The 22,727-nt window shown below is 65.1% G+C and carries 25 protein-coding genes and 1 tRNA gene; 6 read left to right on the forward strand and 20 right to left on the reverse strand.

The features are described 5' to 3' along the window. Nucleotides 1-136: 136 nt before the first annotated feature. A complete protein-coding gene (locus tag HLH21_RS07630) occupies nt 137-1,084 on the reverse strand; it encodes a helix-turn-helix domain-containing protein (protein ID WP_246379381.1) in 948 nt (315 codons plus the stop codon). Nucleotides 1,085-1,300: 216 nt separating this feature from the next. Between HLH21_RS07630 and HLH21_RS07635 the strand changes: the two genes are divergently transcribed. The 4 genes from HLH21_RS07635 (at nt 1,301) to HLH21_RS07650 (ending at nt 5,367) form a co-directional block, all read left to right on the forward strand. Continuing rightward, on the forward strand, nt 1,301-2,266 hold the full coding sequence (locus HLH21_RS07635; protein ID WP_182942937.1) for a thiamine pyrophosphate-dependent dehydrogenase E1 component subunit alpha: 966 nt from the start codon (nt 1,301-1,303) through the stop codon (nt 2,264-2,266). Nucleotides 2,267-2,300: 34 nt separating this feature from the next. Next, nucleotides 2,301-3,329: an alpha-ketoacid dehydrogenase subunit beta gene (locus HLH21_RS07640; RefSeq protein ID WP_182942939.1), complete on the forward strand. Its 1,029-nt coding sequence runs from the start codon at nt 2,301-2,303 to the stop codon at nt 3,327-3,329. Between the two features lie 3 nt (nt 3,330-3,332). Continuing rightward, complete coding sequence (locus HLH21_RS07645) at nt 3,333-4,454, forward strand: acetoin dehydrogenase dihydrolipoyllysine-residue acetyltransferase subunit (protein WP_182942941.1); 1,122 nt, start codon at nt 3,333-3,335, stop codon at nt 4,452-4,454. Between the two features lie 130 nt (nt 4,455-4,584). After that, entirely contained in the window at nt 4,585-5,367 is a 783-nt protein-coding gene (locus HLH21_RS07650) for a VOC family protein (RefSeq protein ID WP_182942943.1), read from the forward strand. Between the two features lie 12 nt (nt 5,368-5,379). On the opposite strand, the gene HLH21_RS07655 is transcribed toward HLH21_RS07650, so the two are convergent. The 17 genes from HLH21_RS07655 to HLH21_RS07735 form a co-directional block, all read right to left on the reverse strand. Continuing rightward, a complete protein-coding gene (locus HLH21_RS07655; protein WP_182942945.1) occupies nt 5,380-5,694 on the reverse strand; it encodes a hypothetical protein in 315 nt (104 codons plus the stop codon). Nucleotides 5,695-5,704: 10 nt separating this feature from the next. Further along, the gene (locus HLH21_RS07660; RefSeq protein ID WP_182942947.1) at nt 5,705-6,844 is read right to left on the reverse strand and encodes a hypothetical protein; all 1,140 of its coding nucleotides are present in this window, start codon (nt 6,842-6,844) and stop codon (nt 5,705-5,707) included. Then, nucleotides 6,841-7,254, reverse strand: a complete 414-nt coding sequence (locus tag HLH21_RS07665) for a TadE/TadG family type IV pilus assembly protein (protein WP_182942950.1) — start codon at nt 7,252-7,254, stop codon at nt 6,841-6,843. The genes HLH21_RS07660 and HLH21_RS07665 overlap by 4 nt, the downstream gene beginning before the upstream one ends. Continuing rightward, nucleotides 7,251-7,745 (reverse strand): TadE/TadG family type IV pilus assembly protein, encoded by a 495-nt coding sequence (locus HLH21_RS07670; RefSeq protein ID WP_182942952.1) that lies wholly within the window; start codon nt 7,743-7,745, stop codon nt 7,251-7,253. Before HLH21_RS07670 ends, HLH21_RS07665 begins: the two co-directional genes overlap by 4 nt. Then, the gene (locus HLH21_RS07675) at nt 7,742-8,971 is read right to left on the reverse strand and encodes a pilus assembly protein TadG-related protein (protein ID WP_182942954.1); all 1,230 of its coding nucleotides are present in this window, start codon (nt 8,969-8,971) and stop codon (nt 7,742-7,744) included. The genes HLH21_RS07670 and HLH21_RS07675 overlap by 4 nt, the downstream gene beginning before the upstream one ends. A 5-nt stretch (nt 8,972-8,976) precedes the next feature. After that, on the reverse strand, nt 8,977-9,726 hold the full coding sequence (locus HLH21_RS07680) for a tetratricopeptide repeat protein (protein ID WP_182942956.1): 750 nt from the start codon (nt 9,724-9,726) through the stop codon (nt 8,977-8,979). Between the two features lie 39 nt (nt 9,727-9,765). Next, on the reverse strand, nt 9,766-10,713 hold the full coding sequence (locus tag HLH21_RS07685; RefSeq protein WP_182942957.1) for a type II secretion system F family protein: 948 nt from the start codon (nt 10,711-10,713) through the stop codon (nt 9,766-9,768). Beyond that, nucleotides 10,710-11,678 carry a type II secretion system F family protein gene (locus tag HLH21_RS07690; RefSeq protein WP_182942959.1) on the reverse strand — a complete coding sequence of 323 codons (969 nt, stop codon included), beginning with the start codon at nt 11,676-11,678 and terminating at the stop codon, nt 10,710-10,712. Before HLH21_RS07690 ends, HLH21_RS07685 begins: the two co-directional genes overlap by 4 nt. A 52-nt stretch (nt 11,679-11,730) precedes the next feature. Beyond that, nucleotides 11,731-13,161: a CpaF family protein gene (locus tag HLH21_RS07695; protein WP_182942962.1), complete on the reverse strand. Its 1,431-nt coding sequence runs from the start codon at nt 13,159-13,161 to the stop codon at nt 11,731-11,733. Beyond that, nucleotides 13,158-14,342, reverse strand: a complete 1,185-nt coding sequence (locus HLH21_RS07700; protein WP_182942964.1) for an AAA family ATPase — start codon at nt 14,340-14,342, stop codon at nt 13,158-13,160. The genes HLH21_RS07695 and HLH21_RS07700 overlap by 4 nt, the downstream gene beginning before the upstream one ends. A 48-nt stretch (nt 14,343-14,390) precedes the next feature. Next, nucleotides 14,391-14,690: a hypothetical protein gene (locus HLH21_RS07705; protein WP_182942966.1), complete on the reverse strand. Its 300-nt coding sequence runs from the start codon at nt 14,688-14,690 to the stop codon at nt 14,391-14,393. Nucleotides 14,691-14,722: 32 nt separating this feature from the next. Further along, nucleotides 14,723-16,117: a type II and III secretion system protein family protein gene (locus tag HLH21_RS07710; protein WP_182942968.1), complete on the reverse strand. Its 1,395-nt coding sequence runs from the start codon at nt 16,115-16,117 to the stop codon at nt 14,723-14,725. Beyond that, entirely contained in the window at nt 16,117-16,941 is an 825-nt protein-coding gene (cpaB, locus tag HLH21_RS07715) for a Flp pilus assembly protein CpaB (protein WP_182942970.1), read from the reverse strand. The genes HLH21_RS07710 and cpaB overlap by 1 nt, the downstream gene beginning before the upstream one ends. Before the next feature lie 11 nt (nt 16,942-16,952). Further along, nucleotides 16,953-17,462, reverse strand: coding sequence for an A24 family peptidase (locus tag HLH21_RS07720; RefSeq protein ID WP_182942972.1), 510 nt, complete (start codon nt 17,460-17,462; stop codon nt 16,953-16,955). A gap of 38 nt (nt 17,463-17,500) precedes the next feature. Next, nucleotides 17,501-17,677 carry a Flp family type IVb pilin gene (locus HLH21_RS07725; RefSeq protein ID WP_246379384.1) on the reverse strand — a complete coding sequence of 59 codons (177 nt, stop codon included), beginning with the start codon at nt 17,675-17,677 and terminating at the stop codon, nt 17,501-17,503. Nucleotides 17,678-17,767: 90 nt separating this feature from the next. Beyond that, nucleotides 17,768-17,947, reverse strand: a complete 180-nt coding sequence (locus HLH21_RS07730; RefSeq protein ID WP_182942976.1) for a Flp family type IVb pilin — start codon at nt 17,945-17,947, stop codon at nt 17,768-17,770. A gap of 107 nt (nt 17,948-18,054) precedes the next feature. Continuing rightward, nucleotides 18,055-18,192 carry a hypothetical protein gene (locus HLH21_RS07735; protein ID WP_182942978.1) on the reverse strand — a complete coding sequence of 46 codons (138 nt, stop codon included), beginning with the start codon at nt 18,190-18,192 and terminating at the stop codon, nt 18,055-18,057. A gap of 54 nt (nt 18,193-18,246) precedes the next feature. Here HLH21_RS07735 and HLH21_RS07740 point away from each other — a divergent pair, with 54 nt between their 5' ends. Then, nucleotides 18,247-19,479: a glycosyltransferase family 87 protein gene (locus HLH21_RS07740; RefSeq protein ID WP_182942980.1), complete on the forward strand. Its 1,233-nt coding sequence runs from the start codon at nt 18,247-18,249 to the stop codon at nt 19,477-19,479. A gap of 107 nt (nt 19,480-19,586) precedes the next feature. Further along, nucleotides 19,587-20,597 (forward strand): NAD(P)-dependent oxidoreductase, encoded by a 1,011-nt coding sequence (locus HLH21_RS07745; RefSeq protein WP_246379386.1) that lies wholly within the window; start codon nt 19,587-19,589, stop codon nt 20,595-20,597. A 22-nt stretch (nt 20,598-20,619) separates the two neighbouring features. Here HLH21_RS07745 and HLH21_RS07750 read toward each other — a convergent pair whose 3' ends face one another. Both HLH21_RS07750 and HLH21_RS07755 read right to left on the reverse strand, forming a co-directional pair. Then, a complete protein-coding gene (locus HLH21_RS07750; protein ID WP_182942982.1) occupies nt 20,620-22,482 on the reverse strand; it encodes a DUF4422 domain-containing protein in 1,863 nt (620 codons plus the stop codon). A 134-nt stretch (nt 22,483-22,616) separates the two neighbouring features. Further along, nucleotides 22,617-22,693: transfer RNA gene (locus HLH21_RS07755), tRNA-Met, on the reverse strand. Between the last annotated feature and the right edge of the window lie 34 nt (nt 22,694-22,727).

The raw sequence follows: 22,727 nt of genomic DNA on the forward strand, positions 1-22,727 counted from the left end.
GACCTGACTTCATCCCATAAGCAAGAATTAAGCAAGAATAGCGCCACGGCAAATAATTAATTTACCATGAAAACAAGTGCCGCGCGGCATGCAGATGTAACCCGGCGAACCTCACGCTATCGGCGCCGATTCGCCCTCACGAGTCCGCATCCGCCAGCGCCAGGGCACGGATCTTGCGGTGCAGGGTCGAACGGCTGATCCCCAGGCCGTGCGCCGCTGCCGTGACATTGCCGCGTGCGGTCGCCAGCGCCGCCTGGATGACCGCTTTCTCGGCGTTCCGGAATCCCGGCGTCCCGGCGGATTGCGCGCTATCCGTCAGGCAGAGGCTCAACGCATCCCCCGGCTGCAGCCCCAGGCGCAGTCGCGCCGCATGCGTCGCCCCGACCACCCGCCGGTCGTCGTCCAGCGCCAGCATCGGGGCCGAACTGCCCTCGCCCTCACCCATCGTGACGATGGTATGCCCCCGGTACAGATCCATGAAACACCGGGATTCGATCCGCCGGGCGGCGTCGGTGATGGCCATCCGGATCAGCGCGGACTCCCGCCCCTCGGAATCGGGGCGGATGCAACTGGCGTCCAGCGCGCCGGCCAGGCGTCCCAGCGCGTCATGGACCGGCACGGCGGTGCAAGCCAGGTAGCGCAGGCCCACGCGCCAGTGCTGGTTCATATGCACCGTCACCGCCCGCCCTTCGGCCAGGCAGGTGCCGATGCCGTTGGTGCCTTCGTTCTGCTCGCTCCAGATCGCGCCGGGCCATAGATGCCAGCGCCGGCATCCCCGTTCGGTCGCCATGGCGGTCCGGCGCGTCAGGACCACCCCGTTCGGGTCGGCCAGCAGCACCGCGTACTCCAGCCCGCCGACAATCCCGTGCAGCCGGTCCAGTTCGGGGTCGGCAAAGCGCAGCAGCGGTCCGGCCTCCTCGCACGAGCGGCGCAGTTCCACGCCCGTCAGCAGGTCCGTCAGGCCCGGGCGCGACGGGTCGAGCGCGTAATCGCCGCACCGCCGCCATGAGGCGTCAAGGATGGCGCCGGCGCCTTCGCCGATAACCGGAGCCGGTCCGGCAAACGTGCTGTGGAAATGTGTCATCCGCTTCGTCCAGACGGTCATGCCGACAGGCGCCAGCCTAGCCGGATCAGCCTGTCGCAGTCCCGCGACACTTCCTGCCACCGGCGTCACATATGCGTGAAATGAATAACAGACATTCTTTCCATGTCCCCCTATCGGGCGTTTCCTTCGACCCACGGGAGACGCGACGGCGGGGCCGGACCGAATTCCCCACAATAAGAACAAGGAAGATTTCCAATGCAGATCGCAAGGGAAACGCTGCTCCGTTCGTACCGCGCCATGCGGACGATCCGCGATTTCGAGGAACGGTTGCATGTCGAATTCGCCACGGGCGAGATCCCGGGCTTCGTCCATCTTTATTGCGGCGAGGAAGCCTCGGGCGTCGGGGTCTGCGCCAATCTGACCGACCAGGACACCATCGCCAGCACCCACCGCGGACATGGCCACTGCATCGCCAAGGGGGTCGAGGTCGCCGGCATGATGGCCGAGATCTACGGCCGCCGCACGGGCGTCTGCCAGGGCAAGGGCGGGTCGATGCACATCGCCGACCTGTCGCGGGGCATGCTGGGCGCCAACGGCATCGTCGGCGGGGGGCCACCGCTGATCTGCGGGGCCGCACTGTCGCACAAGACGCTGAAGGATGGCGCGGTCGCCGTCGCGTTCTACGGCGACGGCGCGTCGAACGAGGGCACCACGCTGGAAAGCCTCAACCTCGCCTCCGTCTGGCGCCTTCCGGCGGTCTTCGTGCTGGAAGACAACGGATATGGCGAGGCCACCGGCGCATCCTACGCCTGTGCGGGGTCGCAGAAGGCCCGCGCCGGGGGGTTCGGCATGCCGTACCTGGAATGCGACGGCACGGATTTCTTCGCCGTCCACCAGGCGGCGGGCGAAGCCATCGCCCATGCCCGCGCGGGGAACGGACCGGTGATGCTGCATGTCCATCTGGCGCGCTGGTATGGACATTTCGAGGGCGACGCCATGACCTATCGCGCGGCCGGCGAGGTCGCCGCGGCCCGCGCGGACCACGACTGCCTGACGATCTTCCGCACGCGCGTCACCCAGGCCGGGCTGCTGGACGGCACGGAACTGGACGATATCGACAGCGCCGTCCGCGACGAGATCGAAAGTGCCGTGATCGCCGCCAAGCAGGCCCCCCTGCCCGAAGCCGCCGATCTGCTGGCCGACGTCTATGTCCGGTACTGATCGCGCCTGACCCCGAACGCAGGAATCAAGAAAAATGAGCAAGAAAAGCTTCCGGCAGGCCATCAACGAGGCCCTGCGGCAGGAAATGCGCCGCGACCCGCGCGTGATCGTGATGGGCGAGGACGTGGCGGGCGGACATGGCGGCACCTCCGGCACCGTCGATGCCTGGGGCGGCGTCCTGGGCGTCACCAAGGGGCTGCTGACCGAATTCGGCGAGGACCGGGTCCTGGACACCCCGATCACCGAGGCATCCTACATCGGCGCGGCGGCGGGCGCGGCCGCGACCGGCCTGCGCCCGGTCGCCGAACTGATGTTCGTCGATTTCGTCGGCTGCTGCCTGGACCAGATCATGAACCAGGCGGCGAAGTTCCGCTACATGTTCGGCGGCAAGGCCCGCACCCCCCTGGTGATCCGGGCGATGTTCGGCGCGGGCTTCAACGCCGCCGCCCAGCACAGCCAGGCGCTCTATCCCCTGTTCACCCATATCCCCGGGCTGAAGGTCGTGGTGCCTTCCTCCCCCTACGAGGCCAAGGGCCTGCTGATCGAGGCGATCCGCGACGACGACCCGGTCATCTTCCTGGAACACAAGGTCATGTATGACGACGAGGAGGAAGTCCCCGACGAGGCCTATACCATCCCGTTCGGCGAGGCCAACCTGACCCGCGAGGGCGATGACCTGACGATCGTCGCCTTCGGCCGGATGGTGAAACTGGCGAACGAGGCCGCCGACCGCCTGGAGCGGCAGGGCATCAGCTGCACCGTCATCGACCCGCGCACGACATCGCCGCTGGACACCGACACGATCCTCGATTGCGTCGCCGATACCGGACGGCTGGTGATCGTCGATGAATCCAGCCCGCGCTGCAACATGGCGGCCGATATCTCCGCCCTGGTGGCGGAATACGCCTTCGACGCCCTGAAGGGGCCGATCCGCCGCGTCATGCCGCCGCACACCCCGGTGCCGTTCGCCTCGGTCCTGGAAAACCTGTACCTGCCCAGCGTCGAAAAGATCGAGGCGGCCGTGAAGGCCGCCATGGGTCATCGCGTGCCGGAGATCGCCTGAGCCATGAACGCATCCATAACCCCCATCACCATGCCCAAGTTCGGGCTGGCCATGACCGAGGGCAAGCTGGCCGGGTGGATGGTCCGCCCCGGCAGCCGGGTCAAGGCCGGCGACGACCTGGCCGACATCGAAACCAGCAAGATCACCAACGCCTATGAAAGTCCGGCGGCGGGCATCCTGCGCCAGGTGGCGTCGGACGGCGAAACCCTGCCGGTGGGCGCCCTGATCGGCGTTCTGGCCGAGGACGACGTGTCCGACGCCGACATCGACGCCTTCATCGCCCGCTTCGCCGCCGAATTCGCAACCGATGAGGCGGACGGGCAGGAGGCCGCCCCCGCCGAACCCACGGTGATCGACGTGAAGGGGCGCGCCCTGCGCGTCCTCGACCTCGGGCATGGGGACGCCCCGCCGATCCTGCTGATCCACGGCTTTGGCGGCGACCTGACGAACTGGATGTTCAACCATGCGGCCCTGGCGGACGGACGCCGGGTCGTCGCCTTCGACCTGCCCGGACATGGCGGGTCGGCCAAGGATGTCGGCGACGGCAGCCCCGCCTTCTTCGCTGGCGTCGCCATCGACCTGCTCGACCATCTGGGGATCGGCAAGGCCCATCTGGTGGCCCACTCGCTGGGTGGCGCGGTTGCGCTGGCGCTGGCCTGGCAGGCGCCGGACAGGGTCGCCTCGCTGGCGCTGATCGCACCGGCCGGCCTGGGGCCGGAGATCAACATGGATTTCATCAACGGGTTCATCACCGCCGATCGCCAGAAGACGATCCAGCCGGTGCTGGGCTACCTGGTCCATGACAAATCGCTGATCGGACGCAAGATGGCCGACGACATCCTGCGCTACAAGCGCCTCGACGGGGCGGTTTCCGCCCTGATGCAGATCGCCGCCACCTGCTTCCCCGACGGACGGCAGGCCGACGACCTGCGCCCGGTCCTGGAACGCGGGGGCATCAGGGCGCTGATCCTGTGGGGCGAGGACGACGAGATCCTGCCCGTGCGGCAATCCGGCGGCCTGCCGCCTGCCGTGACCATCGACATCCTGCCCGGCGTCGGACACATGCCGCAGATGGAACGGGCGGCCGATATCAACCGGACGATCGGCACGTTCGTCGCGCAGTAGAGAGGCCGGGGGCCGGATCGTTCCCCGGCCCCCGCCCTTGCGGCGCCCCACTTGATCCCCGGCCCGTCGGCCCACATGTCCGTCGAGGCCTGCCGCCGGCACGCTCGCCCGCGGCACGGGGAGCCATCGCATGTCCGCGTCGCCTTTTCCCGAAACACCGTGGTCCCGGTCGCAAGGAACCTTCGTCTGGTACGAACTGACGACGACGGATGCCCATGCGGCCACCCGGTTCTATGAAGCCGTGCTCGGCTGGGGGACGCGGGATGCCGGCCTGCCCGACATGCGCTACGTGCTGCTGACCGCCGGGGACACGATGGTCGGCGGCCTGATGGAGTTGCCGCAGGGACGCGATTGCGACATCGCGACCGAACCGGGATGGATCGGCTATATCGCCGTCGACGATATCGACATGATGATCGCACGGGTCGACGGCGGCGGCGGAACGGTCCATCGCCCGGTCATCGACATTCCCGATATCGGCCGTTTCGCGATTGTCGGCGACCCCCAGGGGGCGGTGTTCGCGCTGTTGCAGGGCCCGTCCCCGCCCCTTCCGGGCCAGGCGGGATGGCATGAATTGCACGCCCTCGACCCGGAAGGGGTGTTCCCGTTCTATGCCGGCCTGTTCGGCTGGACCAGGAGCGATACCCCGGTCGGGGGGCTGCCTGGGGCCGGCCAGTTCTTCACGATGGGCGGCATCGCGGCGGGCAGCATCGTGCGCCGGGCCGATCCGTCGGTTCCGCCCTTCTGGCTGCATCATTTCAACGTCCGCGATATTGATGTCGCGGTCGAGACCGTCCGGAACACGGGCGGCCGGGTCCTGCATGGCCCCCGGCAGGTCCCGGACGGCCGCTGGATCGTCCAGGGTCGGGACCCTCAGGACGTCCCGTTCGCGGTGGTGGGGCGTCGGGGATAATCGACCGGGCGATCAGAACGCATCCGCGCCGTTCTCCACATCCAATGTCGTGCCGGTGTCGGGCTTTCTCGCCTTGCGGGCGGCGACCGTTTCGAACGGACAGGGCGGCGGCAGCATGCCGCTCGGATCCATCAGCCAGGACGGCGCGCTCGGGCTCGACACCGACCGGTATCCGGACAACTCCAGGTAACGGCGGCAACTTATCCGATGCTCGATCAGGAACAGACGATAGGTCTCATCGACATGCGGCCGGAAGGCGGTCCAGACCGCCCATGCATCGACCCCTCCCGTGCACAGACAGGCCGCGACAAGTATGAAAGCGCGCACGCCGGCCCGATCATGTGAGAAGATCATAACCGTAAAACCAGTTTCTCAGCAGAATATAGTCGGCCCACACACCAAGTATCAGAACGGTATATCTGATGATTGGCGACGATCTGTCGATGACAGTCAAAATCAGCATAAGGCAGAACGGATTGGCAAAAATAAAACGATGGACCGAAAAGAGGCCCACGCTTGTCGCAAGCCCGAAAGTCAGAAGCAGAATCGTGCTTTCAAGATACCATCCGACATAAAATCCATATGGAATGACCGAAAATGCCAGCAAGTCCAGAACGGTAGCGACCCGGAGGCCTTTATGGGTCAGGCCGAACCAAAGCCACGTCGTCGGCAGGTGCGCGGTGTGTCGCCAGGCATATTGAATATGCGAGAACGCCAGCCCGTCCCCCGTCAGGCGATCAAGATAAAGAATGAAGGCCGCCAGCCCCGTCGCCCCGACCGCAATGATGGCCGCGCCTTCCACAACCCGCACCCCCACCTGGCGTGCCGATCCCGCCATGCCCGGCCCCCACGCACAGAGCATGCGGAACAGGCCGATCGCCACGACGCAGACCAGGCCTGTGGGCCGGGTGGCGCACAGACCCGCCGCCAGCGTGCAGGCCAGGCCGATGTACCCCGCACGCGTGGCATAGGCGCATCCAACCAGCAGAACGCCATAGAGCGTTTCGGTATAAGGAAAACGGTACCAGATCGCCGTCGGAAAGACCATGAACAGGATGGTCCAGTACACGGTGTGGTCCGCGACATATCCCTTTCGACGGACATAGCAGAGACTGAGCAATGCCAGGACCGGTAACAGCACGATGCTGATGAGCATGCCCGATGCATGGCCCGTCATGCCGGTCATGTCCGATACCAGGCGCAGCAAGAGCGGATACACCGGAAAAAACGCCCAGTCGGCAAACCCCGCCTGGGGCCCGTCCAGGATGGGGTGAAGATCGTAGCCGTGCGCGGCAATCCGTTCGTACCAGAAACAATCCCAGCGGCACAGGGCGCGCGGCGCACCGCCGAAAGGCCGGGCGATTATGCACAGCCCGGCAATACTCAGCGCATATGCGCCAAGAATCGAAAACATGGGAAAACGGCGCAGCACGGGCACGACAGCCGTCATGCGGCGGATCTCCAGGAATCTGGTCATGAAACGACCGGATAGCACGCCGAGACCTGCAGCGTCATACCGGAAAGCGGGGGCGGAAGACCGGCCCAATATCCCGATTCGATCTGGACCATGACGAACTTGCCCGATGTCGTCGTGATCCCGTGACATTGGCCGGGGGTCGTGACCGAGATGTGCGACACCGCCCCGGACAACCCCCATTGGCCGGCCTGCGCCGTCGCGAAGCCCGAAGGATCGGCGCAGGATCCCAGCGCCGCGCACCGCGCCGTCAGGTCCGCCGTCAGTTGCAGGGCATTGCGCGTCCACCACAGCAGCCCCAACTCGACCATCCCCAGCAGCATGGCGATGAACACCGACGCGACAATGGCGAATTCCAGCGCCGCGGCCCCCCTTCCGCCACGACCGCACCGGCGGTGGCCGCGCATGCTCATTGCAGCCGGACCGTCACGGTGTCGCCCAGCGTCGTCTGCGCCAGCAGACCGTAAACCGGCAGAAGCGGCGCATACTGGTAGGTGGCGGAAATCGTCATATAAAGGCCCGGCTTTTGCCCGTCCGCACAGGTGCTTCCCGACGGTCCCGACGTCAGGACCGTCGCATGCGACGCCTGCCCCGTTCCGGACGATACACAATATGTCGCGGGCGGCGAAACCGTAACGGTCAGGTTCGTCAGGCTGCTGGCGGCGCGCACCGCATTCCCGACATCCACCACGGACACCGAGGCATTGTTGCCCGTCTCATTCTGTTCGACGGCAAAGGCATAATTGGCGCCGCTTTCGACCGCCGACGCAATGACGATCCGGTCCCATAACGCAAAAGGGAAATCGCTCAATCCCGCCGTTATCAGCAGCAACATAGGCGCCATCAGGGCAAATTCGACGGCGGCCACGCCATCCCGCCCCCTGTCGCGGACCCGATGCCTCATTGCACCAGCCGCGCGACGCCGGGCAGGTCGTAGATCGGCTGCATTCCCGTCGCCTGGCAATTGGTGTCGTAAAAACTGCCTCCACCGTTGAACGTCACGTTGCCCGCCACGATCAGCAGGCATGTCCCGATCGCGGAGTTACCTCCATTAACAATCAGGTTTGCGTTCGGCATGTAGATCGCGCCCGTCAGATGGACCGATGATCCGCCATTCAACTGGTATGCCGACGATTTCGCGCCGAACAGCAATCCCGCCGTCGGGCCGGATGCCGGTGCGCTCAGGCTGACGTCCGCCGATCCATTGATATTTATATTGCCGCTGGTAATGAAAGTAACACCGGTCCCGGATGCCGACACATTGCCATTTACGTTCAAATCCCCACTGATGTAATACACCCCCGGATTGAAAACATAGGGTCCGCCACTGAGGGAAAAGGACGAGTACGCCTTGCCGGCCGGGGGCGGATTCAACGTCGTCTGTCCGTTTGCAACCGAGACCGTCTGGCTGGGAACCGTCAATTGACCGCCATACAGGCCGGCGTAGGGATCGGGCATCTGTGCCGTGCCCTGTATGCAGGTTACCGACCCACACGTACCGTTGCCGTTCTGGGTGATGGTCGCGCTCGCCACGATATTCGCGACGTTAATGTCCGGTTGACCGTTGATGAGGAGCGAGCCATTCGTGCGTATGTCGCAGCCCGGCATCTGGATCGAGGCGCTGCCGTTGACGATCGTGGTGTATCCGTTGCTGTTCAGCGCCAATACACAGGCCTGCCCCCCATTCGTACGCTGCACCAGCGTGGCGACCGCCGTGGCCGAGACGGGCTGGGTCGCCGTCGGCAGGAAGAACCCCGTGAACAGGCGCGGCACCGCCTGCGTCACCGACACCGTGACGGTGGACGGCGCGGCGAACGTCACCGTCGCCGTATACGGCCCGTAATCGTCGGTCAGGGTCGTCGTTCCATTCCCGCCCCGCGTGCCGGCGGGCAGGCCGTTCAGTTCGGCCACGGTCGCCGCGACGCTCAGGGCGTCGGACGCGGCGCTGGTGGCGCCATAGCGGACCACGCCGGCCTGGGCCGCGACATCGGCCATTCGCTGCAACGTAGTGCGCGTCATCGCCCAGTAGCTGACGTCGATCCCCAGCCCCAGGATGCCGATCAGCACCGGGAACGCCAGCGCGGCCAGCAGCATCACCGCGCCGCGTCGCGTGTCGGGCGATGCCCTCACGAGGGCTACGGGCCGGTTACGGGGGGCGTGTCCACAGCCCCCGTGTCCCGCGCGGCCATATAGGCCGCCAGGGCCTGCGAGACCTGATGGGGGGTGAGGTCCGCCGACAGGATCCGCGCGGCCTCGGCCCGGTCTCCCCCCATAGCCAGCACCGCCGCCAGATCGTGGCGCAGCTTGCTCGATGCATTGTTGTCACTGCCATAGGGCCGCATCAGGTGCTCGGCCTCCGCCATGCGTCCGCTCATGGCCAGCGACAGCGCCAGATTGACCTGGGCTCCGGTCATTTCCGGATCCGCGGCAAGGGCGCGGCGATAGGCCGATTGCGCCTCGGCATGCCGCCGCAGCAGGTCGCGCGCCACCCCCAGGTCGTTCAGGGCCGCGGCATTGCGCGGCTCCCGCCTGACGGCCTCCAGAAACTGGATTTCGGCATCCGCCGGATTGCTGGCCAGCAGGCAGCGGCCCAGGCCGATCCATGCACCCACCGGTCGCTGGGTGCGGCTCAGCACCGCGCGATAGCTCCATTCGGCCTGGCCCAGGCGCCCCAGCGCGGTCAGCGCGTCGCCCTGCACCAGAAGGGCCTGCGCGTTGTTGGGGTCGTCGGCCAGCAGGCTGGCCGCCGCCCGCAGGGCGATCTGCGGCGCACCGCCCCGCAGGGCGGCCTGGGCGACCTCGACGCTCCCGCCCGCCTCACCCCCCTTTCCGGCGGCGCAGGCGGACAGAAGCAGGCCCAGGATCAGCAGGATTGTTGGTTTCATGAATTTCCCGATTCTGTCGTCGGCCGCTTCAACCGGCGATCAGTGATGATGTACGAAGGCATGCATGACCTGGATCGCCGCCGGACCACCGGCGATCAGGAACACGCATGGCATGATGAACAGAAGGGTCGGCAGCGTCAGCAGCACGCCCAGCCGCGCCGCCCCGGCTTCGTATCGCGTCAGCATCTCGTGCCGCAGTTCCACCGACAGTCCACGCAGCGCATCGGTGATCGGCGTGCCATATTGCTGCGTCTGCAGCAGCGTGGCCGCCAGGCGCTTGAAACCCTCCAGGCCCGAACGGGACCCCAGGTTTCCCAGCACGACGCGGGTGTCGGAAATGATGCCCAACTCATTGGCCGTGCGCGTGAACTCGCCGGCGACGGCAGGATTGGCATGTTCCAGTTCCACGCCCACCTGCACGATGGCGGGGCCCAGCCCGACCCCGGCCTGCGTGCAGATCACCATCACATCCAGCGCGTCCGGCAGCCCGGCCTCGAGCTGCTTGAGGTAGGCGTTGCGCCGTGCCCGCAGCACGTAATCGGGCAACAGCAGTCCGACAATGGCGACGCCGGCCGGCAGGACACGCAGGACAAGCGGAGATATGGATGAAAACACCCGCGGCAGCAGCACGATCGCCAGTATGGGCGATATCGTCGCCAGCAGGATCTTGGCGCCGATGAACAGGCTGACGGCGTTCGTTCCCTGCACGCCGGTCGAGGCGAGGGATTCCCGAAGCTCCTCCATCGTTCCCGTCGACAGCAGACCCCGCTTGACGATCCACTGCCCAATCCCCGCCACGACGCGGATGGACGTGGCCTGGAACTCCTTTATCCCCGCCGTCGGCGCGACCCTGCCGTCGGGGTCGTGCAGCAGGCGCACCCTCTCCTGGAAGCGCCGCCGCCGTTCCAGCGCGAGCAGCCCAGCCATCGCCGTCGCCATGACCAGGATCAGCGACACGAACCCGCCGGCAAGAAGCACCCGGTTCATGACAGCGTCCTGCGGATGATGGTCCGCATCGCCAGGACCCCGCAGCACAGCGACGCGCAGGCCCCGCCCAGGATGGCGTGACCCATGGGATCGACGAACAGCAGGTCGATATAGGTGGGGTTCATGAGCCAGAGCAGCAGGCCCAGCGCCACCGGCAGCCCGCCCAGGACCGTGGCGCTGGCCCTTGCCTCGGACGACAGGGCATGTCCCCGGGCCTTCAGCGCCAGGCGCTTGCGAATGACGTCCGCCAGCCCGATCAACGTCCCGCTGAGCGAACCGCCGGTCTGTGCCTGCAACGCCAGGGCGGTGGCGAAAAAACGATATTCCGCAAGGTTCGATCGGCTCGCCATCTCGCGCAGGCTGTCTTCCATCGGCACGCCGATCGACACCTGTTCGATCATGCGCGCGAATTCGGGCCCGGTCGGGTCCGACGCCTCGCGCGCCACGGATCGCATCGCCTCCATGACGGGAATGCCGACCCCGACCGACCGGACGATCATCGCCAGCGCATCGGGAAACTGCTGCAACTGGTTGTCCCGGCGCTTTTCCAGCATCCAGCCGAAAACCGCCCGGCATGCCATGATCCAGCCCCCGATGAGGGCAGGAAAGGTCAGGACCCCCAGGAGGCCCGAGACCAGGGTGCCCAGAAACCCGACCACGACGAACGTGCACGCAACGATCATCCACCACGGCGCCGGATACTGATCGGTCCGCACGACGTCGATGCCGAACACGTCGGCCAGCGTCGCCATCAGGGGGCGTCGCGCGCGCGTCATCGGCTTGAAGGCCGAAAGTTCCACCTGCACGACCGGACGGAACGGCGCCGAAACCGCCTTCAGGCGCGCGTCACGGCGTCGCCGCTGGTCCTGCATGCGTGACACCAGCACGCCGCTGACCACCATGCCGGCAAGGGACAGGCACGACAGGGCCAGAAGCACCAGCAACATGGGCGTGCCCACCGTCATGACCCCGTCCTCATGGTCCCACCTTCATGGCCCAACCTTCATGGCCCCATCCTCATGGCATCGTCGCCTGCTCAAGCGCCGCGTGCCAGTCGCGCTCCAATCCGAAATAGGACAGTCGCGACTGGCTGGCCGGGGGCACCCGGGTCACCTTGTACCGCCCGACCAGGCGTCCATCCGGCCCGTCGCCCTGGATTTCGAAGCGGAAGATATCATTCAGGGTGATGACCTCCCCTTCCATGCCGCAGACCTCGGTCACCTGGGTGATCCGCCGCCCGCCGTCGCGCTGCCGCTCCACCTGGATAATCAGGTCTATCGCACCGACGATCTGGGTCCGGATGGCGCGTGACGGCAGGCCCATGTTTCCCATCTGGACCATGTTCTCGATACGCGTCAGGGCGTCGCGCGTCGTGTTGGCATGGACGGTCGACATGCTGCCGTCATGGCCCGTGTTCATGGCCTGAAGCATGTCGAAGGCCTCGCCGCCACGACATTCGCCGATGATGATCCTGTCGGGACGCATACGCAGCGCGTTACGCATCAGGTCGCGCTGGGCGATTTCGCCCCGCCCTTCCAGATTGGCGGGGCGCGTTTCCAGCCGCACGACATGCGGTTGCTGCAGTTGGAGTTCGGCCGCGTCCTCGACCGTTATCACGCGCTCGCCCGCATCGATCAGGCGCGACAGGGCGTTCAGCAAGGTCGTCTTGCCCGACCCGGTGCCGCCGGAAATGATGATGTTCAGGCGGGCCTTCGCCGCGATTTCCAGCAGGCGGGCGACAGGCGGCGTCAAGGCGCCGAATTCGATCAGCCTGGCGAAATCTATGGCTTTCTTGCCAAATTTCCGAATCGACAGGTACGGTCCATCCAGCGCCAGCGGCGGGAAGACGATATTGACGCGCGATCCGTCCTTCAGTCGCGCATCGGCCATGGGGCTGGATTCATCGATGCGGCGGCCCACCGCCGAGGCGATTCTCTGGCAGACCCCGGCCAGGTGGGACACGTCCCGAAACCGGACCCCGGACAGCACCAGCCTGCCGCCCTTCTCGACGAACACCTTGTCGGGACCGTTCACCATGATTTCGCTGATGGACTCGTTTTCCAGCAGAGGCTCCAGCGGCCCGAGCCCCAGCATGTCGAAGACCAGTTCCTCGGCCAGGGCCCGTTGCTCACGACTGTTGAGCTGGATTCGCCGTTCGGTGGCGATCTCCGAAATCAGGCGTTCCATGTCGGCACGCAGCCGATCGGCCGACATCACGGCCACCGCCGCCGGGTCCAGCCGGTCCAGACAGGTCGAACGCAATTCCGCGATCGTGGACGAAGGCACGCTGGGTGCGCCGGTCCCCTCCACGATGGTGGCCGCGGGCGGTGCCGCCGGTATCGACGGCGCGGGCATCGGCATCGCCGCCGGGATCACCTCGTCCTGGACGACGTCGGGGATGTCGATATCCCCTGTCCGGCGTCCGAAGATCCGCCCACGGACCGTCATGACTGCCGCCCGAAGGAAAACCATTTCGGTTTCGTGGCGCCGGCCGCCACCGTCGTGTCGGTCGAGGCGACATCCAGCAACCCGACGGCATCGACCTGGCGCGCCAGGTCCATCATCGCATTGCGAAACGCACCGCGCGCCGCCGCGGCCGGTTCGCCCAGCGTGGCGGCGTTGCCCACCTGACGCGGCAGATCCGGGATCACCATGTCCACATGCGTTTTCAGCGCATCCTCCACCTGATGACGGGTCAGGGCGCCGGGTCGCCCAAGCCGGTTCAGGACCAGAACCGGCCGCTGCTTCTGCGCGGGGCCGACCGGAAGGTCCAGAAGACGCAGCGCCTCGCGGACCGAGGCCAGGGTCGGTTCCAGCACGAACACCCGCTGATGCACCTGCATCAGCAGGTCCCGGTTGAAGGCATTCGACACGAACGGCACGTCCGCGACGATGAAATTGTACCGGTTCCGCAACACCCGCAGCAAGGCATCCACCGCCCCTGGGGCATAGGCGAGTTCGGTCATGAAATCGATCTGGTCCGACAGGACATGCAACCGGTCCGCAGCCGGGCTCGCCGCCCGTTCGGCCAGCAGCACATCGATCCGGTCGGGCGATTCCAGCGCCTGCCGCAGCCCGGACCCGACCCGCGCGTCCAGCAGGAAGGCCGCCAGTCCGCGATGCAGGTCGGGGTCCAGCAGGACGGTATGCCGATGCATGACCACCCCGAACAGCCACGCCAGATTCACCGCCACCGTCGTGGCGCCGACACCGCCCCGGACCCCGGTCACCGTCACGCAACGGCCGCCCATGTCCGCCTCGGGGGCCTGGCCCAGGATCAGCGGCCCGAATTGCCGCGCCAGCTTTTCACGGGTCAGGGGCCGGGGCAGATATTCCGCCACCCCCAGGCCCCGCGTCACCTCCCGATAGAAATCCGCACTGTCCAGGGCCCCGATCAGCAGGACCGAAACATCCGGCTCCACCACGCGGGCCAGGTCCCGCAGGGCGCTGATCGGATGATCCTCGCCCGCGATATCCACCAGCAGGACCCGCGGCGTGCTCTGCTTCTGCAATGCCGTCGTCGCGGTCCGCACATTGCCGCGCCGGAGGTCGAAATCGGGTCCGGCGAACTCCGTCAGCCCCTCGCGGACCAGCGCCTCGGTCGCGGCATCGGCGACGAAGCCGAGCATATGCGCCCTGTCATGACGTGCGCTCCCTCCTCCATCACCCGCCATCGTTCAGTACCCCGTCCCGCCCGAGCCGCCCGATCCCCCCGAACCGCTGACGCCCGAGGCAATGCCGCTGGTGGACGGCATGGCCTTGGGCCGGTCCGCCCGCAGGCGTTCCACGGCCAGGACCGGCGCCTGGGCATCGGCCATTTCGCTGTCATGCCCGCGCTCCAGATCATGCGGATCGGCCACCATCGCCGCGAGATTGGCGGCGTTCGCTCCGGTCGGATGCCAGGCATAGGGCTTGTGATACGGATCCATCTCGGTACAGCCCGCCAGGGCCAGAAGGCACAGCAGGGAACGGGGCACGGAGCGGCGGACATATCGTTCCATCAGGCGCCTCACTGGACATAGAAACCGGCATCGCCGGGAATATGCATGGGCTGCGCCAGTTGCCGGGGGCGCACCTGGCGCATCAGCAGCAGGCGCTCGATCTCGCTGGGCACGCCCGAACTGTCGGTCGGCAGGGTCATGTCGGCCTTCTGCGCGACCGGCCGCACCAGATACGGCGTGACCAGAATGACCAGTTCCGTTTCCTGGCGATTGAAGGAAGTGTTCCGGAACAACGATCCCAGGATCGGAATATCCACCGCTTCGGGAATGCCCTTGGTCGTGTCGGTCAGGGAATCTTCCAGCAGGCCGGCGATCGCGAAGGTCTCGCCGCTTCCCAGTTCCACCGTGGTTTCCGCCCGCCGCACCGTCAGCGCCGGAATGACCGAGGTCGAGCCCGACGTCGTCACCGATACGCTGTTCTGGTTGCTGAGCTGACTGACTTCGGGTGCGACATGCAGGTTGATGCGGCCGTTGCTGTAGACGGTCGGCAGGAATGTCAGGCTGACACCGTAGCTCTTGAAGGCCACCGAGATCGCCCCCGCCTGTTGCGCCATCGGAATCGGATACTGGCCGCCGACCTGGAAGCTGGCGCTCTGCCCGCTCATGACGGTCAGGTTGGGCTCGGCCAGCAGGCGCACCAGATTGTCCTGCGCCATCGCGTCGATCACGCCGTTGACGTTGCTGCCCAGGCAGAACGGATTGCGGGTCGCGACGCAGGTCGCCGTGCTGGCATTCACGTTCAGCGTCAGGGCCGGAAAACTGCCGAACTTGCCCATGTTGCCGACCGCCTGCCAGTCAACCCCCAACTGGCGCACCACGTTGCGGTCCATTTCCGCGATGCGGACGCTCAACGTCACCTGGGTGGCGGACCGGATGGCGATGCGATTGTTGAGGCCCTGGTTGTCGGCCAGGTATCCCCGCGCGATTTCCTCGGCCTTCGCCGCCACCTCGGGCGAGTCCACGACGCCGGTCAGGATCAGACTATGCTGGTCCGCCTGCACCTTGACCTGACTGTCGGGAAACTGACGCGCGATATGCGCTTCGGCCTGCGCGGCCCCGTAGCTCGACGGCGCGACGTCGACGATAAACTGGGCGACGGTCCGGCCTTCGGCGTCGGTTGCCAGGATCGACGTCCGGCCCGACGCCATGCCGTAGACGAACATGCTGGTGGCGCTGGCCGGCCGGACCTGGGCCACCTTGGGGTCGACCACGAATATCTTGGTCGCCGGGCGCGGCAGGCTTTCCATATGGCCGCCCCCGACCTCCAGACCGACGTGATAGGACGTCACCGCCCGTCGCCCGGCCGCGTGAGCCGGCGAAGCCGGGGCGACAGCCAGCGGAGCGTACAATGCCGGAAGGAACAGGGCCAGGCGCAGCACGGCCGGACGGGAAAAACCAGGCATCAGAAATGAAACTCCTTCCCGTCCGTGCTACCCTGGTAAATGACCACGGATCCGGGCGCGCCCGGCGCATCGCCGGCACGCAGTGTCGCCGACACATCGCCCGCCCAGGCAGCCTGCGGCACGGCTTCGGGCAAGGTGGCAGGCTGCGCCGCGCGCACCGCAAGCGACAGGCGCCCCAGATGCGTCGCGACCGAAACATGTTCCGCCTGCATCGGCGAGACCTCCAGCGTCACGGTCCGGGCCTGCTGCTGCTCTTTCTCGGATGTCGCCCCCTGTACCAGCCGCTGGTCGATGGCGATGACGCGGACGTTGGACAATACCGTTTCCGCTGCGATACGGCGGTCCGGCGGCAATGCGCCGCTCGCAAAGGTCTGGGTCAGGATCAGGTCGACATGATCGCCGGGCCAGATCAGGCCGGCCGTCCCGGTAATGGCGTCGACCCCGACGGTCACCGCCCGCATTCCCGGCTTCAGCGCCGCAGCCAGAAAGCCGCGATCCCCGGAATGCAGCAGGTCCGACGCACGAAGAACCGCGCCGCCCCCCAGGCTATGCAGCAGCATTGCGCCCACCAGGGCCTGCCGTTCCTCGGCGGTATCGGGCGCCGTCCCTTCGCCTTCCTTCCCGCGGGGCACGCGAAGGGAGGTGATGTCTTCGGGTTTCAGCAGGCTTCCCCCGTCCAGAGGACGCGCGCTGGCCAGCACCTGTACCGTCGCCGGCACGCCTTGGGCCGGAGTCGGCGGCGGACGGGTGGCGATCCATGCCACCACGCCGAAGCCCCCCAGGCCGACTGCCATGAGAACGAAGAAGACAAGCCTAAAAATCATGACACCACGCCCTACAGGAGAACGAACAGGCTCCCCGCCGTAATGGCGCAGACATAGGGCAACGGACATCCTCGATGCAGACGCCAGCGTTCAATTCGCCGCACCCGCCCGACCAGACCGCATGGACGCACCGATGGAACACGGTCCGCCACACAGGCACGCGCCACAAGGTAGATGCAGGCCAGGACACCCCCCGCCAACGCCACGCCTGTCAGCAGCGGCAGAATCTGTCCCGGCCGCAGGGCGAGACCAACGGCGCCCAGCAACTTGACATCCCCGCCCCCCATCCAGCCGCACCGCCAGCACAGGGTCGCAAGACCGAAAATCGTCAGGCCGGACAGCAGTCCCGCAAGGATATGACCGCTCGCGACCGAAATCGCGCCGCTGAGGATCGCCAGCGCCAGGACCAGCCGATTTGAAACGGTCCGGGTCGCGACGTCATGCACCGAGGCGACAATCAGGACGCCGGCGACACCGATCACGCAAGATGAAACAACCGATGCCGCCGACAGGAACAACACTCAACGTTCCATCATGCCATGCATGAACACCCGCGCCGCTAGGATCCGGACGCAGAGGCCGGTATGTCGTCACCAACCGTGACAAACGCGGAACTCAACTGCCCACCCATCGTCCGCACCGCCGCAACGGCAACCACCGCCACAAGGGCCGCGATCAGTCCGTACTCCAGCATCGTCACGCCACGCCGATCGCGCTTCAGATCAGTCAGATTCATCAGATGCTGAAACATCCTCATGATTCCCTGTTCCAATCGACCAGCGCGCAGAGCGAAGCACGATGTAACGAGACGCCTTACCGGCAGCCCTCAGACATCGCTCCCAACCGAGGTGAAGATGCCGCTCAGCCCGGTGCCAAGCGTGCTGATCGCACCAATCACGACGACCGCAACAAGGGCCGCAATCAGCCCGTACTCCAGCATCGTCACGCCGCGCCGGTCGGACTTCAGGGCAAGAGCTGCAGATATATACTGTATCATTATCGCCATTCCCTCTCCCGATTAATCACGCATATGGACACTGTACTGCCCATTGAAAATGGTAGATTTACCAGGAGATGATAATTAAGTGATCGTTAACCATATAGCTGGAAGCCTTATTCCTGTCCATATGGACGTTTCAAAAAAGTTCCCTCCCGCAATTTTCTTTTTGCTTGCATGGCCGTGACAAGCAGGGGACAAGGCGCTTCCGCCTTGGCATCGCCATCATCCGCGAGCGTGATGATTTCATCCATCCGGATTGCATGCCGGTTCGGACCATAATGAATTCAGGGCGATAGACCACTTCCATGGATTCCGGAAAATATACGGCAGGCTCCGTCATTTACGCCCTACGTCACGGCACATGGCTGCACCGCGAACGGGTGGTCGGATACGCAACGACCTTCCTGCTGGTGGAACTGCTTTTTGTGGCGCTCCTCATCCTCGGCACCCACGGCATGATCGGGTCGGTCGAACACCCGACAAGCACGGATTATGTCAGTTTCTACGCGGCGGGACAGCAGGCGAATGCCGGCGCATCGGCGCAGGTGTATGATCCGGCCGCACACCATGCCGCCGAGCAACTCGCCAGGAAAAGCGGAATTCCCTACGTTCATTTCTTTTATCCGCCGGTCTTTCTCCTGATCTGCGCCCCATTCGCCCGACTGCCCTATCTGGCCTCGTTCCTCGCCTTCCAGGCCCTTTCCCTGATCGCCGCGCTGATGGTCCTGCGTAGGGTCCTGGGCGCGCCGACATGGACGACGGTCGTCGTCGGCGTCGCATTCCCTGCCACGCTGTGGAATATCGGGGTCGGACAGAACGCCCTCCTGACCGTGACGCTGTTCGGCACGGCGACCCTCCTGCTCGACAAACGCCCCATCCTGGGCGGCCTGATCGTCGGCATGCTCTGCTACAAGCCGCAACTCGGATTGTTCTTTCCCGTCGCCCTTCTCGCGCAGGGCAACTGGCGTGCGATCCTTTCGGCGATCGGCGCCTCGGCCACCCTCGTTCTGGTCTCGCTCGCGATCTTCGGGCGGGACACATGGACCGCCTTTTTCAATATCGCACGGCAGGCTCACGGCACATACGAAACGGGCGCCGTGCATGTCCCGTCCCTGACGTCGCCGTTCGGGGTGTTGCTCACGTTCCACGCCCCCCTCTGGCTGGCCTATGGGGTCCAGGCCATGACCACCCTTCTTCTTGCCTGCGCCGTCTATCGCGCCTGGTCCCGCCCCTGCCGATTGCCCATCCGGGCCGCGCTGATCGCGGCGGCCACGCCGGTGGCCACCCCGATGACCATGTTCTATGACCTGACCCTGTCCGGCCTGGCCATCGCCTGGCTGGTACGCGACGGATGCGAGCGAAGCTTCCTGCCCTGGCGGAAATTCGCCCTGTTCTGTGCCTTTCCCCTGCCGCTGCTCTCGGGAAATCTCGGCATTTCCCACAGTGTCATGGCGGCGCTCGCCAGCCTTGCGGTCCTTGCGCTGACACTTGCCGAGACCGAAAGGACCGACCGCCCCCTTCCGGCGGCGGGGCCTTGATGTCGATCAAGGATCACATCGCGCCTATGCTGTTAGGCAGCAGTGTACGGCATTCCGGTCGGACGGTTGCAACCGACGGACGTTCAACGCCAGGAATAAGCGGGGCCATGATGAAGATTTCGTTTTTCGCGGCGAACGAGGCCGAGGTCGTCGCCGCGGCGGCGGCCCTCGGTCCGGGCTTCACGGTCGGCTCTACCGCATTGCCGCTGGATGCACATATCGCCGGCAATTACGCCGACAGCGAAATCGTCAGTACCTTTGTCGGCTGCACCCTGTCCAAGGCGGTGCTCGTCCAGTTCCCGAAGCTGCGCCTGATCGCGGTCCGCGCGACAGGGTACGACAATGTCGATCTGGACTATTGCATGGCCCATGGGATCGTGGTGTCCACCGTTCCCGCCTATGGGGACGCGACGGTCGCCGAGCATGCGTTCGCCCTGCTGCTGGCGCTCAGCCGGCATCTCGTGGCATGCGTCGAGGCGACGCGGCGCGGCGAATTCGGCTATGTGCCGGCCCGCGGTTTCGAATTGCGCGACAAGGTGCTCGGCGTCGTGGGAACCGGCCGCATCGGGCGCCGCGCGATCGAGATGGCCCATGGCTTCGGGATGAAAGTGGTCGCCTTCGACGCCTTCCCCTCCGCCGAGCTGAAGGAAACGCCCGCCTTTCGGTATGCAAGCCTGCCCGAATTGCTGTCGGCGGCCGACATCGTCACCCTGCATGTCCCCGCGACGCCCGAAACGATCGGGTTGATCGGCGATCGGGAATTCGACCAGATGAAGCCGGGGGCCATGCTGATTAATACCGCCCGCGGGCAGGTCGTCGATACGCCTGCCCTGATCCGGGCGCTCGCCAGCGGGCGACTGGGAGGGGCCGGGCTGGATGTCCTGCCCCAGGAACCCCTGCTTCGGCGGGAGGACGCCCTGTTCAAGGCCGGAACGACCGAAACGGCCAGCGTGCTGAAGGACGTCGTGGCGGACCATACCCTGACGTCCCATCCCAATGTCCTGGTTACGCCCCATAATGCCTATAATACGGTCGAGGCGTTCCAGCGCATCATGGACACCACGCTGGACAATATCCGCGCCTTCGCCGGCGGCGCGCCCGCCAACCGGGTCGCATAGAGGCCCCGCGCGTCGGGCGTTTCTATCGGGACGTGACCCTGCGATAGAGACGCCGCAGCAGCCCGCGTCTTCTGGTGCCGACCGGCGCGGTCCGGTCGGCGAATTTTTTCAGGACGATCTTGGACGACGCCCTGACCGCCCCGGCCCTCCTGCGCTGGCGATACCCCTCCATGCAGGCCAGCAGCGTGGTTTCATACCAGGGGGTCTGACGCAGGACCATCCAGAAGCATTCGGCGAAATCGGTTGAGGGCCACAGCCACGGCTTCTGCTCACCCGCGAAATGCACCACATAGGGGTCCCTGCGCGCGCTTTCATATTCCTTCCATGTCGATAGCGGAAGGTTTTTGAAGAAACTCCCGACATTCCCGTTTCCGTGGAAGACGTTCCACCGCATGTCCAGATAATGAACGTGCCCCTGGAACGCGATGTTGAGAATATCCTGATCCAGGAACCAATATGTCGGCCGGCGCTGGAATGCCGCACGGATTCGCCCCTTTATATCGACGGGCATCCGCTGCAGATCGAAGACGAGAATGCCGGCCTGGAAATACCCGGCGGGGTCAGCCAGCCCCAGATAGTGCGCGACATAGGTCTCGGCCTCCTGCCCGCCGCAGGACGCCAGGGCGGGCGTGCCGAATTTCCGAAATCCGGTCATGACACAATCCCGGACAGCGCCGATCGCCTTCCCGCCCAGATCGACCCGCAGCAGGTCGGCCAGGTCGCGCCGGACGATCATGTCCGCGTCGATATACAGGATTTTCCCATAATTTTCGAAAACTTCGGGGATCGAAAGACGGTAGTACGTTTCTTTCGAAAAATGCATATGAGTCTTCAGGTCGAAATCCGCGAAATATCCCCGGGGATTGACGAACCGGATCGAAACGTTCGGGGCGCCTGCCGCCAATCCCTCGATCAGGGATTTATTATAGTCGGAAATATCGTCATTCATGACGATCAGGTCGTAATTGAAGTGATCTTTCGAACTATTCAGGATGGATTGTATGCACGCCCCGGCATAGGGGACGAAATTATTGTTGAAGGCCAGGACCACCGGCACCGCATTGGTGGAAAAGACAGGCGCGATCCGCGCGCGCGGCGCAGGGTCGAGGATCAGCGTCCGCTCCAGTTCCCTGACCTTGATATCCGGATGATCCGACCGGTACTTCATGACGAATATATTGAACAGCCATTCGGATATATAGCCGAAAACCCGCGTTTCCTGCAGGGAATAGCTTGCGAGATCAATCTCTTTTTCAAGATCGAACAATATATCAAAAATCCAGGAGCAATATTCGTCAAATATATCACGGCGCATGACGAAGATATTGGTGAAATATCCGCTATGGTCCGCGTTCACGGGGGCAACGAAGCGCGCATAGTCCGGATATTTCCTGGTCAGGATCCTGATGGCCGCATCGTAGTCGGCAGCGCGGTGCGCGCCTCCCTTCTGGTAGTGATCCCACATGGTGCGCGATCCGGCCTGCCGGACGTCCCAGCGCTTGGGCAGGATCATGTCATAGGCCGACACCAGGGTATCGACATGTTCGTCCGTCAGGGCATTGGCGCGAATATAGGACTCATCCAGGCAAGGATAATCCACGACGCCCCACTCGTTTTCCCGGTATGTCCTGCCGGAGAAATTCAGGTGACGCCGGTAATGGAACAACCCGACATGCCCTTGCCCGGACGTATTCCGCCATATCCAGTACAAGGCTGTCAGTTCACAGAAGCTGGCGTTCCGGGTGGAAATATTGTCCCCGGTATCGTCGCCGATCTCGCAGATCGCCCGCCTGCTGTCGGCCCGGCCGACCTGAATGGGAACGAAAGCGCGGCCAGGCAGTTCGGCCGTCTCCTTGTGCATGGCGATATAGATCTGCGTGGTCACGAGGCCCCCCGGAGCCCTAAGCCCATGTAAAATTTCCATTTCAGATTAAAGCAGATCGTCCACAGGTCGAAGACCCGAATGCACGAACAAAGAAAAACCCCAGCCCGTTTCCGGACTGGGGTTTTTTGAAGCTGTGGTTGCGGGGATAGGATTTGAACCTATGACCTTCAGGTTATGAGCCTGACGAGCTACCGGGCTGCTCCACCCCGCGGTGGTAAAGGTGGACTGGAAGACCTGGCGGCGAC

Source organism: Gluconacetobacter johannae (assembly GCF_014174305.1).
Lineage (GTDB): Bacteria > Pseudomonadota > Alphaproteobacteria > Acetobacterales > Acetobacteraceae > Gluconacetobacter > Gluconacetobacter johannae.